This is a genomic window from Klebsiella terrigena (genome assembly GCF_006539725.1).
Classification (GTDB): domain Bacteria; phylum Pseudomonadota; class Gammaproteobacteria; order Enterobacterales; family Enterobacteriaceae; genus Klebsiella; species Klebsiella terrigena.
Genome location: NZ_BJNO01000006.1, coordinates 95056 through 109954 on the forward strand (window position 1 = coordinate 95056; position 14899 = coordinate 109954).

Sequence of the window (14899 nt, forward strand, 5' to 3'; positions counted from 1 at the left end):
CTGATTCAACTTTTAAGTTTTTGAAATGCAATTTCTTTTTTGTGTGGTTGTATTGAGAAATGCATTTCTATTTAATGTTTGGAAATACTTTTTTATGCATGTTGAATTAATGCCTCAATGTTAATCGCGCTCACAGAAAAACAGCTGTTGCGAATTTAATTACCGTTGTGCCCTACAATAAAGGATATGCAATCATGTCTGCGAATAAATTACGTTCATTATTACTTGTTACCGCTCTGGGTGTTGGCGTCGGGCAAAGCTACGCCGCCACGACCCTTAACGTGTGGATCCGCGCAAGCAATGACTCCAAAAATATCTATAAACAAGAGGCTGAAAAGTTCGAAGAGAATACCGGCATTAAAATTGAGTATTTCAACGCCACGACTGATTTTGAACAGCGCCTGGCGAGGGCGACGGCGGGCAACGCCTTACCGGACCTGATTTTTAACGACGCGGCATCGCTGGGACAGTTTATTCAACTGGGTATTGCGGAAGAAATCGACCCCTCAGGCATTAAGGGTGGTGACCAGCTGTATCAGACCGCCTGGAACAGTACCCGCTATATTGACGGCAAATACTATGGCGTTCCAACATCCGCGCAAACCTTCGCGCTATTTGTGCGCAAGGACTGGCGCGAGAAATTAGGCCTGCCGCAGCCGAAAAGTTGGGATGATATTCAAACGCTGGCCAAAGCCTTTACCACCCAGGACCCGGACGGGAACGGCAAACACGACACTTACGGATTTGTTGTTCCGGCATCCACGACCCGTGGCTATGCCAGCTGGTTTATGAGCAGCTTTATCTGGCAGGCGGGCGGTGATTTTGTCAAAGAGAATAACGGCAAGTTCAGCGCCTCGCTGCAAACCCCGCAAGTCGCGCAGGCGTTGACGTTTATGCGTACCATGATGTGTGAAAAAGTCACCCAGCCGGGGGCGATTAACGCCACCACCGCCGACGTTATCCCATCCTTCCGTTCCGGGCAAAGCGGCATGTTCTTTAGCGGCCCGTACCACATCGCGCTGTTTGATAAAGACCCGGGCAAAGACAACTTTGAGGTCCTGCCGGTGGTGGGGCCAAAAGGGGAAGCTACTCTGGCTGAAGGGACCTCCGTCTTTATGATGAAGAGCAGCAAGCAAAAAGAGGCGGCGCGTAAATTTATCGAATTTATGATTTCGACCGAAGGCCAGGAAATTGGCATGGGTAAAGGCAGCAAGCACATTCCGGTGGTGCGCCTGCCGGTAAATAAAAATGTCGATGTCAAAGCAGTCTATCAGGACCCGCGCTGGGAAACCTTCGCTCGGCTCTACAACGAACAGGGCCGTTACGTACCGCAAATTCCGAACTGGACGCCGGTTCGTCAGGTGGCTGCCGATGGCTTTAACCGTATTTTCGCCAATTGCAACAGCGATATTGCCGCTGAGCTGAAGGCGATAGATGGCAAGGTCGACGCTGAGTTGCAAAAGCAAAATGTGCTGGCTAATTGAGGGAGTAAGTTATGACGCTGCATGAGACGAAGTCTTCGCCGCTAAAGCAAGCCGCTTCGCCTGAAGCCACCGGATGGTTGACGCCAAAGCGCAAGCGGGCGCTGATTCCGTGGCTGTTTTTAGCCCCGGCGCTGATTATTTTTAGCTGGTTTAAGTTCATCCCGATGATTCAGGGGCTGGTGATGAGCTTTTACAAGGTTAACTTTAATCAACCGGACGAGTGGGTGGGATTGGCGAACTTTACCCGCGCTTTCGCCGACGTTGAGCTACATGCGGCAGTGGTGAATACCCTGCTGTACGTGGTGGTGACCATGTTTGCCGCCGCAATCCTGGCTTTTTTCCTCGCCATGCTGCTTGAAGGGCCAGCGCGCCACCTGCGATTTATTCGCACCGCCATCTTTTTACCGGCAGTGACCAGCGCGGCAATTGTCGCCGAAATGTGGCGCATCCTGTTTAACCCTACACCAAACGGGGTGGTAAACCACATTCTGAGCTGGTTTGGCGTCGCCGATCAGGGTTTCCTTGCCAGCTCCGATCAGGCGCTGGGGGTGATCATGTTGCTGCATATCTGGAAAGCAGTGCCCTACAACATGGTGATTTTCATTGCCGGGCTGGCGGGTATCAGCCGCGATCTGTACGACGCCTCGAACGTTGACGGCGCAAACTGGTGGAACCGCCTGCGTTACGTCACCTTGCCCGGAATGATCCCGGCGCTGTCGGTGGTGCTGATGCTCTCCTTTATTCGTGGTTTCCGTGTCTTTGCGGAAGTGTACGCCACCACCGGCGGCGGCCCCTCTAACGCCACGGAAATGGTCATGACCCACATCTATAAACTGGGTTTTGAGCAGTTCGACTATGGCTACGCCTCGGCGGTGTCGTTCCTGCTGTTCACCTTTACGGTGATCTTAACCATCTGTCATTTAACGCTAAAAAAACGTATCGCACGTTACTAAGGAGCCGTGATGTTAAGTAAACGTTGGGATACCGCAGGACGCTGGTGCATTTACGCGCTGTTGTTGATTGTTTTTGTCGGCCCGTTCTGGGGCATCGTCGCGACCGCGTTCAGCGGCGCGCCGGTCAAGCCGGGCGAACTGTTGGCCTGGCCGAATCAGTTCTCCTTCGAGAACTTTATCTTCGCCTGGATGGATATCGGCGTCTGGCAGTACCTGCTGAACTCAGTGCTGGTGGTGTTTTTCGGCACAGTTTTGCAGGTCTCGGTGAGCGCGCTGGCGGCCTACGCGCTGGCACGCAAAAAGTTCCGCGGCGTGGCGCTGGTCAGTCTGGTGATTTTGTCCACCATGATGCTGCCGGAAGAAGTTATCGCCATTCCGCTGTACATGATTATTAACTGGCGGCTGCCGTTTATCGATGCATCGCTCTACAACAGCTACCTCGGGATGATTCTGCCGGTGGTGGGCTGGGCATTCTCCATCTTTGTGCTGACCGAGTTTATGTCGGCCATCCCGAAAGAACTGGAAGAGGCGGCACGCATTGACGGCGCTAACGAATGGCAAATCTTCTTCCATGTGATCCTCCCGCTGGTGAAACCGGCGCTCGGCACGGTAGTGACCTTTGGCTTCATCATGATTTGGGACCAGTACCTGCTGCCGCTGATTGTGGTCAACCAGGACAGCCTGAACACTATTCCGGTGATCCTCGGTACGCTGCGTACCGATGAGAGCATCACACCGAACATTTTTATCGCCATTACGCTACTGGCGATGCTGCCAAGCATCATCGTCTATCTGGGTCTGCAAAAACATTTCAATCGCGGGATTATGTCCGGCGCGGTCAAAGGATAAGGAGTTACCAATGGGATCTGTTGTATTGAATAGCGTGCGGAAGTCTTATGGTGATACGCACGTCATTAAAGACGTGTCGCTGACTATCCCGGACGGTGAGTTCTGCGTCCTTGTCGGGCCAAGTGGCTGCGGCAAATCGACGCTGCTGCGCATGATTGCCGGACTGGAAGAGATATCCGCTGGTGAAGTGCATATTAATGAACGCAACGTCACCGAGGTTGAACCGAAGCGGCGTGATATCGCGATGGTGTTTCAGAGCTACGCGCTGTATCCGCAGATGACGGTGCGCGAAAACATGGGCTTTGCGCTGAAAATGTCGCGGTTGGCGAAGACGGAAATCAACCAGAAGGTTAACGATGCGGCGGCGCTGTTGGGGCTGGAACCGCTGCTTGAGCGTTTGCCAAAAGATCTCTCCGGCGGTCAACGTCAACGTGTGGCGATGGGACGCGCCATTGTACGTAAGCCGCAGGTATTCTTGTTTGATGAACCGTTATCAAACCTCGATGCCAAGCTGCGTACCCAGGTGCGCGGTGAAATCCGCGAGCTGCATCGTCGGTTGAAAACCACCTCGGTATACGTGACGCACGACCAGATTGAAGCCATGACCATGGGGCAAATGATCGTCGTGCTGCGCGACGGGCGAATTGAGCAGGCGGGCACCCCGCTGGCGCTGTACGACCAGCCGGCGAACCTGTTTGTCGCCGGTTTTATCGGCTCACCGGAAATCAACCAGCTGCGGGGCGAAGTGGTGATTAACGGCAACATCACCACTCTGCGTCTGAAGGACGGTTCGCTGCTGGCGCTGCCTGCGGGATCACGGGTGCAAAACGGGCAGCAGGTGGTCTACGCGATTCGCCCGGAGCAGGTCAACGTGGTGCACGAAGCTCGCGACGACGCTCTGGCGGCAAAGGTTACGGCGGTGGAGAATACCGGCTCGGATATGCAACTGTTCTGCGATACTGGCGGCGGGGCATTCACTTCGGTGTTCAAACAGCGTCTTGCGGTCAAGGAGGGCGATAATATCTGGCTGCAGCCGAAGCTTTCCGGCGTGCATCTGTTTGATGCGCAAAGCGGCCTGCGCATCGCCTGTGCGGAGGATGAATAAGGTGGCGATGAAGCTGTACACCCTTGATGAAAGCTGTCTTGAGAATGCCCGCGCGGGACTAAAGCAGCCATTTTCTCCACTCCAGCAGGCGCTCGGGAAACTGGTGACGGAAGCGGACTTGCTGCGCCGCGAGCCGCCGGAAAGTGTGGTGCATAAAAAACTGCGTCCGGCGAGCGGCGACGCCCATGATTACTACAGTCTTGGTACCTACTGGTGGCCTAATCCACGGCGGCCCAACGGGCTGCCCTATATTCGCCGCGACGGGCACATCAATCCGCAGTGCGAAAATAACGACACCGACACCACGCGCATTATCCGTATGTGCGAACGTTGCCTGACGCTGGGGCTGGCATGGTACTTCACCGGCCAGCGACAGTACGCGCAGGCCGCCGCGCAGCAGATCCGCTGCTGGTTTCTTGATGCGGATACGCGGATGAACCCGCATCTGAACTACGGTCAGGCGATCCCGGGGATTGTCTCCGGTCGCGGCACCGGGCTTATCGACACGCGCCTGCTGTGGATGGTGGTTGACACCATCGGACTGATTAATGCGGCAAGCGTGCTGGATACGGATGATATCATCGGCCTGCACCAGTGGTTCCGCGACTTCAACCATTGGATGTATTACAGCGAAATAGGCCATTCTGAGTATGTCTGGCACAACAACCACGGCACCTGGTATGACGCCCAGCGTGCAGTGAACGCGCTGTTCTATGGCGATAAAGGCCTGGTGGCGCGGATTATCGAACAGGGCATTACCCAACGGATGGCGGCGCAAATCGACCAGGACGGCAAGCAGACGATGGAACTGGAGCGCACCATTCCGTTTCACTATTCGCTGTTTAACCTGGAAGCGCATCTGCTGCTTAACCGCTACGCTGAACACGTTGAGTTTGATCGCTGGAATACAGTCCGCGACGGGCGAGGGGTGAAGCAGGGGATTGATTATCTGGTGCCGTTTATCCGTGAGCCGGATCTGTGGCCGTATAGCGACTTGCAGGGAATTGTCTGGGATAGTGCGCTAAGAGTGTTATTGCAGTCGGCGCGGGGATATCCCCAGCAGTTGGCAACCTATCGCGAAGCCCTGAAGTGCTTGCCTCAGGAGACGTTACCGTTAAAAGAACAGTTGATGTGGTGCCCGGCCTGATAGGGCGGGCACCTTTCCGGGCGAGGCGCTTGCGCCGACCCCGGAAAGGCTCAGCGTAAAAGTGCTTACACCGCGGCGATAATTTTAATTTCGACTTTGTATTCTGCTTTCATCAGCGCGGCCTGCACGGTGCAGCGAACCGGCGCGTGACCGGCAACAACCCAGGCGTCCCAGGCTCTGTTCATCGCGGCAAAATCACTTTTGTCGGCAAGGAAAATGGTGGCGTCGAGAATACGCGACTTGTTGCTGCCCTGTTTCTCAAGCACCGCGTCAATCTGCGCCAGGGTGTTGGCGGTTTGCTCTTCGGCGCCTGCGTCGAGGTTTGCCGGCACGCCGGTGTAGTACAGCGTCTGGTTGTGGATCACCACATCAGACCAGCGGGCTTCCGCATCGATACGCGTAATAGTCATTTCAGTTTCCTCTCAATCCAATGAATTTCAGGCGGCGTTGCCGGCAGAACCGGCGCGGAAACCGCCCGAAAGACGACGGGTATATCCGTTTGACGGGGGCAAGACTGCCATAATGTTCCGCTCGCGTCACTACCCGGGCTGGTGAAAAGAGCTCCTCCCTGACATAATCACTGTCCAAATAACCAGGGGGCATTGTGATCGACGATTTTGCAGCAGACGGCCAGTTGGCCAACGCGATTCCGGGATTCAAACCACGCGAGCCGCAGCGCCTGATGGCGGTGGCGGTGACGCAGGCTATTAAGGAAACGCGGCCTCTGGTGGTCGAAGCTGGGACCGGAACCGGTAAGACCTACGCCTACCTGGCACCCGCGCTGCGGGCCAACAAAAAGGTGATTATCTCCACCGGCTCGAAGGCGCTGCAGGATCAGCTCTACAGCCGCGACCTGCCAACGGTAGCTACGGCGCTGAAATTTACCGGTAAGCTGGCGCTGCTGAAAGGGCGGTCGAACTACCTGTGCCTGGAGCGTCTCGAGCAGCAGGCGCTGGCCGGGGGCGATCTGCCGGTGCAGGTTCTGAGCGATGTCATCCTGCTGCGATCGTGGTCTAACCAAACGATTGACGGCGACGTCAGCACCTGCGTCAGCGTGGCGGAGGACTCGCAGGCCTGGCCGCTGGTCACCAGCACCAATGACAACTGCCTTGGCAGCGATTGCCCGCTGTATAAAGAGTGCTTCGTGGTTAAAGCGCGTAAAAAGGCGATGGATGCCGACGTGGTGGTGGTTAACCATCACCTGTTCCTCGCCGATATGGTGGTTAAAGAGAGCGGCTTCGCTGAGCTCATCCCTGAGGCTGAAGTGATGATCTTCGATGAAGCGCATCAGCTGCCGGATATCGCCAGCCAGTATTTTGGCCAGTCGCTCTCCAGCCGCCAGCTGCAGGACCTGGCGAAAGACATCACCATCGCCTACCGCACCGAACTCAAAGATACCCAGCAGCTGCAAAAATGCGCCGATCGCCTGGCCCAGAGCGCGCAGGATTTTCGCCTGCAGCTCGGTGACCCCGGCTATCGCGGCAACCTGCGCGACCTGCTGGCCGATAGCCATATCCAGCGTGCGCTGCTGCTGCTCGATGACGCGCTGGAACTCTGTTACGACGTGGCGAAGCTCTCCCTTGGGCGCTCCGCGCTGCTGGATGCCGCCTTTGAGCGGGCAACGGTCTATCGCGCGCGGCTCAAGCGGCTGAAAGAGATTAACCAGCCGGGCTTCAGCTACTGGTATGAGTGCACCTCGCGCCACTTTACGCTGGCCTTGACCCCGCTGACCGTCGCCGAAAAGTTTAAAGAAGTGATGGCGCAAAAGCCCGGCAGCTGGATTTTCACCTCGGCAACGCTGTCGGTAAATGACGATCTGCGCCACTTTACCTCTCGCCTCGGGATTGAAGAGGCCGAGTCGCTGCTGCTGCCCAGCCCGTTTGATTATGCTCACCAGACGCTGCTCTGCGTGCCGCGCAATCTGCCGCTGCCGAATCAGCCCGGCGCGGCGCGTCACCTGGCGGCGATGCTCAAGCCGTTGATTGAGGCTAACGACGGGCGCTGCTTTATGCTGTGCACCTCCCACGCCATGATGCGCGATCTGGCGGAGCAGTTCCGCGCCACCATGACGCTGCCGGTTCTCCTGCAGGGGGAAACCAGCAAAGGCCAGCTGCTGCAGCAGTTCGTCAGCGCCGGTAACGCGCTGCTGGTGGCGACCAGCAGCTTCTGGGAAGGGGTCGACGTGCGCGGCGATGCCCTCTCGCTGGTGATTATCGATAAGCTCCCCTTTACCTCTCCCGACGATCCGCTGCTGAAAGCGCGAATGGAAGACTGCCGGCTGCGCGGCGGCGACCCGTTCGACGAGGTTCAGCTGCCGGATGCGGTGATCACCCTCAAGCAGGGCGTGGGGCGCCTGATCCGCGACATTGACGACCGCGGCGTGCTGGTCATTTGCGATAACCGTCTGGTGATGCGCCCCTATGGCGCGGTATTCCTCGCCAGCCTGCCCCCGGCGCCGCGAACCCGCGATATCCGCCGGGCGGTGCGCTTTCTCGCCGTGCCGCCGGTGCGGTGATCCGGCGTAAAATGTGATAAACTGCGCGCCATTTTGTCAATCTGCTATAGCGAGAGCGCGACAACCCATGCGAATTTTAGCTATCGATACCGCCACGGAGGCCTGCTCCGCGGCGCTGTGGAATGATGGCACCCTTTGTGCTCATTTTGAAATCTGCCCCCGTGAACATACGCAACGTATTCTGCCTCTGGTGCAGGATGTCCTTAACGAAAGCAACGTCCTGCTGACCGACCTGGATGCGCTGGCATTCGGCCGCGGCCCGGGTAGCTTTACCGGCGTGCGCATCGGTATCGGCATTGCGCAGGGCCTGGCGCTCGGCGCCGAACTGCCGATGATCGGCGTTTCTACGTTGGCCACCATGGCGCAGGGGGCATGGCGTAAAACCGGCGCCACCCGCGTGCTGGCCGCCATTGATGCCCGCATGGGCGAGGTTTACTGGGCGGAATATCAGCGCGACGAGCAGGGCGTCTGGCACGGCGAAGAGACCGAAGCAGTCCTCACGCCGGAGGCCGTCAGCGAGCGTCTGCAGCAGCTGGAGGGACGCTGGGCAACGGTTGGCACCGGCTGGCCGGCGTGGCCCGATCTGGCGAAGGACTCCTCGCTGACCTTAACCCACGGCGAAATTGAGCTGCCGGCAGCGGAAGATATGCTGCCGCTGGCCTGCCATCTGCTTTCCGTCGGAAAAACCGTTGCCGTAGAGCTCGCCGAGCCGGTTTATTTGCGTAACAACGTGGCCTGGAAGAAACTTCCTGGCCGTGGATGAATCTCAGTAAGCATAAGACTGAGAGAAGGAGTCGCATCATGGCGGGTCAAACTAAAGTAGTACGTTGGCTGTTGGCGGGCGCCGCTGCCGCTGCGTTAAGTGGTTGCGTTTCGGTACCGGATGCCATCAAAGGCTCTACCCCGACGCCGCAGCAGGATTTAGTGCGGGTTATGGCCGCACCGCAGCTGTACGTTGGCCAGGAAGCTCGCTTTGGCGGCAAAGTGGTCAACATCACCAATCAGCAGGGCAAAACCCGCTTAGAAATTGCCACGGTGCCGCTGGACAGCGCCGCTCGACCCGAGCTGGGCGAGCCTTCGCGCGGGCGTATCCTCGCCGACGTTAATGGCTTCCTCGACCCGGTCGACTTCCGCGGTCACCTGGTGACGGTAGTTGGCCCGATTACCGGCGTTGTCGACGGTAAGGTTGGCGGCACGCCGTACAAATTTATGCAGATGAATGCCATCGGCTATAAGCGCTGGAACGTTGTGCAGCAGGTGGTTATGCCGCCGCAGCCGATTGACCCGTGGATGGTCGGCCCGCGTCCGTGGCGCTACGGCTATGGTTATGGCGGCTGGGGCTACGGTGGAATGGGCTGGTATAACCCGGGTCCAGCGGAAGTAAGAAATGTGGTAACTGAATGATTTTGCGGTTTTTATAAGCTATTTGAAAGCTAAAAGAAACAGCGGCCTGTCCGCTGTTTCGTCATTTTTGGTCTGATAAGAAAAATAAATAGTGACGCGCTTCGCAACCTGCAAAACGCCTAATTAATAAACTGGTACGCTGAGTTAATATAATGTTAACAGAGTGTTTGTTGATCAGGGGCTGTGATGACGACGAATAACTATTTCAGAGGTGATGCAGTGAAAAAGGTTTGGCTAAACCGTTATCCCGCCGATGTTCCTGCGGAGATAAATCCTGACCGCTATCAATCCCTGGTTGAATTGTTTGAACACGCCGCCACGCGCTATGCCGACCAGCCGGCGTTTATCAACATGGGCGAGGTGATGACCTATCGTAAGCTGGAGGAGCGCAGCCGCGCCTTCGCCGCTTACCTTCAGCAGGGCCTGGGTCTGCAAAAGGGCGACCGCGTGGCGCTGATGATGCCTAACCTGCTGCAGTACCCCATCGCGCTGTTCGGCATCCTGCGCGCCGGGATGATCGTGGTTAACGTCAACCCGCTGTACACGCCGCGCGAGCTTGAGCATCAGCTCAACGACAGCGGCGCCGCGGCGATTGTGATCGTCTCAAACTTTGCGCATACCCTCGAGAAGGTGGTCGATAAAACCCAGGTCAGGCACGTTATCCTGACGCGAATGGGCGATCAGCTGTCGACGGCGAAAGGGACCCTGGTTAACTTCGTCGTCAAGTATATCAAGCGGCTGGTGCCGAAATATCATCTGCCCGACGCCATTTCGTTTCGCAGCGCGCTGCAGCACGGCTACCGGATGCAGTACGTCAAACCGGAAATCGTCTGTGAAGATCTGGCGTTCCTGCAGTATACCGGCGGGACGACCGGCGTAGCGAAAGGGGCCATGCTGACCCATCGCAATATGCTGGCCAACCTTGAGCAGGTCAACGCCACCTACGGGCCGCTGCTGCACCGGGGCAAAGAGCTGGTGGTGACGGCTTTACCGCTGTACCACATCTTTGCGCTGACCATGAACTGCCTGCTGTTTATCGAGCTTGGCGGGCAGAACCTGCTGATTACCAACCCGCGGGATATTCCGGGGCTGGTGAAGGAGCTGGCTAAATATCCGTTTACCGCGATGACCGGGGTCAATACCCTGTTTAACGCGCTGCTGAATAACAAAGAGTTTCAGCAGCTCGACTTCTCCACGCTGCACCTCTCCGCCGGCGGCGGGATGCCGGTTCAGCAGGTGGTGGCCGAACGCTGGGTGAAGCTCACCGGACAGTATCTGCTGGAGGGTTACGGCCTCACCGAGTGCGCGCCGCTGGTTAGCGTTAACCCGCATGATATTGACTACCACAGCGGGAGCATCGGGCTTCCGGTGCCGTCGACCGAAGCGAAGCTGGTGGACGATGACGATAACGAGGTCGCCCCGGGCGAGCCGGGCGAGCTGTGCGTGAAAGGCCCGCAGGTGATGCTGGGTTACTGGCAGCGTCCGGACGCCACCGCTGAAATCATCAAAGACGGCTGGCTGCACACCGGCGATATCGCGGTGATGGACGACGATGGTTTCCTGCGGATTGTCGATCGTAAGAAAGATATGATTCTGGTTTCCGGATTTAACGTCTACCCCAACGAAATTGAAGACGTGGTGATGCAGCACTCCGGCGTTCAGGAAGTGGCGGCGGTCGGCGTACCGTCCGGCAGCAGCGGCGAAGCGGTGAAGATTTTTGTCGTGAAGAAAGATGCGGCGCTGACGGAAGAGGCGCTGATCACTTTCTGCCGCCGCCAGCTGACGGGCTATAAGGTTCCCAAGCTGGTTGAGTTTCGTGATGAACTGCCAAAATCGAACGTCGGGAAAATTTTACGGCGAGAACTTCGTGACGAAGCTCGCGCTAAAGTAGACAATAAAGCCTGAGCTAAGAGTGAATCGCCAGACGCCGGCTAAGCCGGCGTTTTTTATGGGCGCCAGTTAAGAGAGCATGATTTGAACTATCAGATGATTACCACCAACGACGGTCTTCGCGCCGTCTGTGAAGCGGCAAGCGCGGCAGCTGCGGTTGCGCTGGATACGGAATTTGTCCGCACCCGTACCTATTATCCACAGCTGGGGCTGCTGCAGCTGTTTGATGGCGAGCAGGTTTCGCTCATCGATCCGCTGGAAATCACCGATTGGGCACCGATGCGTGAACTGCTGCTGAATCAAAACGTCACCAAATACCTCCACGCCGGCAGTGAAGATCTGGAAGTGTTCCTTAATACTTTCAGCCTGATGCCGCAGCCGCTGATTGACACCCAAATTCTGGCGGCCTTCTGCGGGCGCCCGATGTCATGGGGCTTTGCGTCGATGGTCGAGGAGTACTCCGGCGTGGCGCTGGATAAGAGCGAGTCGCGTACCGACTGGCTGGCCCGCCCGCTGACCGAACGCCAGTGCGACTATGCCGCGGCGGACGTCTGGTACCTGCTGCCCATCGCCATCAGGCTGATGGCCGAAACGGAAGCCGCCGGCTGGCTGCCCGCTGCGCTGGACGAATGTCGTCTGATGCAGCAGCGCCGCCAGGAAATACAGGACCCGTCGCAGGCGTGGCGCGAGATTGGCAACGCCTGGCAGCTTCGCACCCGCCAGCTCGGCTGCCTGCAGCTGCTGGCGGAGTGGCGCCTGCGCAAAGCGCGCGATCGTGACATGGCGGTGAATTTCGTCGTGCGTGAGGAGCATCTGTGGAGCGTGGCGCGCTATATGCCCGGCAGCCTCGGCGAGCTCGATAGCCTCGGCCTGTCGGGCAGCGAAATTCGTTTTCACGGCAAAACGCTGATAAGCCTGGTGGCGAAGGCGCAGGAGCTGCCGGAAGAGGCGTTGCCTGAGCCGCTGCAAAACCTGATCGATATGCCGGGATACCGCAAGGTCTTCAAAGAGATTAAGGCGCTGGTACAGGAAGTGAGTAGCGAAACGGGGCTGAGCGCCGAGCTGCTGGCGTCAAGAAGGCAGATTAACCAGCTGCTGAACTGGCACTGGCAGTTGAAGAGCGGAAATGCGCTGCCGGAGCTGATTTCCGGCTGGCGTAGCGAACTGATGGCCGATCGCCTGCGGGCACTGCTCAGCGAATATCCGCGCTAGGTCACGGCAGCGCTAAGCTACGGCAAATAGCCCGGGAGATCTCCGGGCTATGCAACAAACTGGCCCGACAGCGCAAGGCTATCGGGCGCATCCAGCGTCAGGATTTCGACTCTTCCGGTTCTGGTAAAGTCACGTTCAACTCCAGAATCGAAATATCACCGTCTCGCTGCTCCAGCTGCACGCTGACCATTTCCGGGTCGATCTGCACGTACTTACAGATGACTTCCAGAATATCTTTTCGTAGCTGCGGCAGGTAATGCGGTTCAGCATCGCCGCGACGACGCTCCGCAACGATGATTTGCAGGCGCTCTTTCGCAATGTTGGCCGTGTTCTTTTTCCGCGAGAGAAAAAAGTCGAGTAATGCCATAATTTATCCTCCGAACAGGCGTTTGAGGAAACCTTTCTTCTCTTCTTCAATGAAGCGGAAAGGACGTTCTTCTCCGAGCAGACGTTCGACGGTATCGGCATAGGCCTTACCTGCGTCCGATGCATCATCCAGAATAACCGGCTCGCCCTGGTTCGACGCGCGCAGCACGGACTGATCTTCCGGGATCACGCCTACCAGATTGATACGCAGGATCTCCAGAACGTCTTCCATGCTCAGCATGTCGCCCTTATTGACGCGACCTGGGTTGTAGCGGGTCAGCAGCAGGTGCTCTTTAATCGGCTCTTCGCCATTTTCCGCACGGCGGGATTTGGATGCAAGAATACCGAGGATGCGGTCGGAGTCACGAACGGAGGAGACTTCCGGGTTAGTGGTGATGATGGCTTCGTCAGCGAAGTACAGCGCCATCAGCGCACCGGTTTCGATGCCTGCAGGGGAATCGCAGACAACAAAATCGAAATTCATTTTTTTCAGTTCTTCAAGAACCTTGTCTACGCCTTCGCGGGTCAGCGCGTCTTTATCACGCGTCTGGGAAGCGGGGAGGATGTAGAGGTTTTCGGTGCGCTTATCTTTGATTAACGCCTGATTCAGCGTGGCGTCACCCTGAATAACGTTAACGAAGTCATAAACCACCCGGCGCTCGCAGCCCATGATCAGGTCAAGGTTACGCAGGCCAATGTCGAAGTCGATAACGACGGTCTTCTTTCCCTTCTGGGCCAAACCAGTAGCGATGGCCGCGCTGGAGGTGGTCTTGCCAACGCCCCCTTTACCCGAAGTCACAACAATAATGCGTGCCATAGAAATTCCTTGTTAAAAAGGGACTAACTCAACGGTTGAATAGTCAAAGCGTTATCGCCCAGACGCAGACGCGCCGCTTTGCCATAAAATTCGGCCGGGATATTATCACTCAGCCAGTATTCCCCAGCGATGGACACCAGTTCCGCCGTGAGGTGTGAACAAAATATTTGGGCTTCCCTGTCGCCGCCTGCGCCTGCGAGTGCGCGACCTCGCATCATGCCATATACATGGATATTACCGTCTGCGATAAGTTCCGCACCGGCACTCACATGGTTTGTAACAATTAGATCACAGTTTGGCGCATAAATGCGCTGACCGGAACGTACCGGCAGGTCAATCAAACGCGTTTTTGTGATCTGATTAACAACTGGCGGGGCGACAACCGGTTCTGGCGGTGCCTGACGAGGCTTTTTTTCTTTCCCTTCCGTCAGTAAAGGGATCCCGGTGCGGTCGATTTCCGCTTTCAGCCGTGGGACCTTGCAGCCGCTCACGCCGATAATACGTAAACCGGTGGTGGCGATAGCTTCCTGCATGGCGCGCCAGTCGACGACATTTTCGATGCTGCTAATATTCACAACGACCGGGGCGTGACGTAAAAAAGCGGGGGCCTGGGCGATTTTGTCTTCTAACGCCTGACGAATAACCTCGGGATTTGCGTCGTGCAAATGAACGACAGATAAGGTGAAGCTACTGCCCTTAAGTTCGATTGGCGTATTTGACATCCTGGCCTTACTCAATTTGCTGTTTATCACCTGCCGAAGTGCGGTGATATTCCGAAGACTAAAAGGCATGTTATAGTCACTCATATATTGAGGCAAGTGACCACGGGTCTAATTCCGAGTAAAACTATGTTTTGTGTGATCTATCGAAGTACTAAACGTGAGCAAACCTATTTATATGTCGAAAAAAAGGACGATTTCTCACGCGTGCCCCCGGAATTAATGAGCAGCTTCGGCACGCCGAAAATGACCATGCTGCTGCCGCTCGACGGGCGTAAAAAACTGGCTAGCGCTGACCTGGAAAAAGTAAAACAGGCGTTGAGCGAACAGGGCTATTATCTGCAGATTCCTCCACCGCCTGAGAATTTACTCAAGAAGCATCTGGCGGAACAGGGGAATAATCCTTAAATAATTCAGACTGCCGGAAGGGGAACGTCG

At 56.6% G+C, this 14899-nt stretch carries 15 protein-coding genes; 11 read left to right on the forward strand and 4 right to left on the reverse strand.

The genetic code is table 11. From position 1 onward, the window contains the following. Positions 1-194: 194 nt before the first annotated feature. The 5 genes from RTE01_RS09795 to RTE01_RS09815 are packed head-to-tail and all read left to right on the forward strand — an operon-like array spanning position 195 to position 5538. Positions 195-1484 (forward strand): ABC transporter substrate-binding protein, encoded by a 1290-nt coding sequence (locus RTE01_RS09795; RefSeq protein WP_134526664.1) that lies wholly within the window; start codon positions 195-197, stop codon positions 1482-1484. Positions 1485-1495: 11 nt separating this feature from the next. Continuing rightward, complete coding sequence (locus RTE01_RS09800; RefSeq protein WP_255313516.1) at positions 1496-2437, forward strand: carbohydrate ABC transporter permease; 942 nt, start codon at positions 1496-1498, stop codon at positions 2435-2437. Between the two features lie 9 nt (positions 2438-2446). Continuing rightward, entirely contained in the window at positions 2447-3286 is an 840-nt protein-coding gene (locus RTE01_RS09805; RefSeq protein ID WP_123709081.1) for a carbohydrate ABC transporter permease, read from the forward strand. 10 nt (positions 3287-3296) lie between these two features. Continuing rightward, a complete protein-coding gene (locus RTE01_RS09810) occupies positions 3297-4391 on the forward strand; it encodes an ABC transporter ATP-binding protein (protein WP_141334955.1) in 1095 nt (364 codons plus the stop codon). Positions 4392-4398: 7 nt separating this feature from the next. Next, complete coding sequence (locus RTE01_RS09815; protein ID WP_134528554.1) at positions 4399-5538, forward strand: alginate lyase family protein; 1140 nt, start codon at positions 4399-4401, stop codon at positions 5536-5538. A gap of 65 nt (positions 5539-5603) precedes the next feature. On the opposite strand, the gene RTE01_RS09820 is transcribed toward RTE01_RS09815, so the two are convergent. Next, complete coding sequence (locus tag RTE01_RS09820; RefSeq protein ID WP_041146187.1) at positions 5604-5948, reverse strand: RidA family protein; 345 nt, start codon at positions 5946-5948, stop codon at positions 5604-5606. A 194-nt stretch (positions 5949-6142) separates the two neighbouring features. Between RTE01_RS09820 and RTE01_RS09825 the strand changes: the two genes are divergently transcribed. From RTE01_RS09825 to rnd, 5 genes are all read left to right on the forward strand, one after another. Then, entirely contained in the window at positions 6143-8053 is a 1911-nt protein-coding gene (locus tag RTE01_RS09825; RefSeq protein WP_041146186.1) for an ATP-dependent DNA helicase, read from the forward strand. A gap of 67 nt (positions 8054-8120) precedes the next feature. Continuing rightward, positions 8121-8816, forward strand: a complete 696-nt coding sequence (gene tsaB / locus RTE01_RS09830) for a tRNA (adenosine(37)-N6)-threonylcarbamoyltransferase complex dimerization subunit type 1 TsaB (protein WP_134526661.1) — start codon at positions 8121-8123, stop codon at positions 8814-8816. A gap of 38 nt (positions 8817-8854) precedes the next feature. Continuing rightward, positions 8855-9457, forward strand: coding sequence for a Slp family lipoprotein (locus RTE01_RS09835; RefSeq protein ID WP_041146184.1), 603 nt, complete (start codon positions 8855-8857; stop codon positions 9455-9457). Positions 9458-9676: 219 nt separating this feature from the next. Next, positions 9677-11362, forward strand: coding sequence for a long-chain-fatty-acid--CoA ligase FadD (fadD, locus tag RTE01_RS09840; protein WP_115192405.1), 1686 nt, complete (start codon positions 9677-9679; stop codon positions 11360-11362). An 81-nt stretch (positions 11363-11443) separates the two neighbouring features. After that, the gene (rnd, locus tag RTE01_RS09845; protein ID WP_161795719.1) at positions 11444-12559 is read left to right on the forward strand and encodes a ribonuclease D; all 1116 of its coding nucleotides are present in this window, start codon (positions 11444-11446) and stop codon (positions 12557-12559) included. 97 nt (positions 12560-12656) lie between these two features. On the opposite strand, the gene minE is transcribed toward rnd, so the two are convergent. The 3 genes from minE to minC are packed head-to-tail and all read right to left on the reverse strand — an operon-like array spanning position 12657 to position 14464. Then, the gene (gene minE / locus RTE01_RS09850; protein WP_041146181.1) at positions 12657-12926 is read right to left on the reverse strand and encodes a cell division topological specificity factor MinE; all 270 of its coding nucleotides are present in this window, start codon (positions 12924-12926) and stop codon (positions 12657-12659) included. Between the two features lie 3 nt (positions 12927-12929). Beyond that, positions 12930-13742 (reverse strand): septum site-determining protein MinD, encoded by an 813-nt coding sequence (minD, locus tag RTE01_RS09855; protein ID WP_041146180.1) that lies wholly within the window; start codon positions 13740-13742, stop codon positions 12930-12932. A gap of 23 nt (positions 13743-13765) precedes the next feature. Continuing rightward, positions 13766-14464 (reverse strand): septum site-determining protein MinC, encoded by a 699-nt coding sequence (gene minC / locus RTE01_RS09860; RefSeq protein WP_041146179.1) that lies wholly within the window; start codon positions 14462-14464, stop codon positions 13766-13768. Between the two features lie 126 nt (positions 14465-14590). On the opposite strand from minC, the gene RTE01_RS09865 reads away from it, so the two are divergent. Continuing rightward, a complete protein-coding gene (locus tag RTE01_RS09865; RefSeq protein ID WP_041146178.1) occupies positions 14591-14869 on the forward strand; it encodes a YcgL domain-containing protein in 279 nt (92 codons plus the stop codon). The last annotated feature ends 30 nt before the right edge of the window (positions 14870-14899 follow it).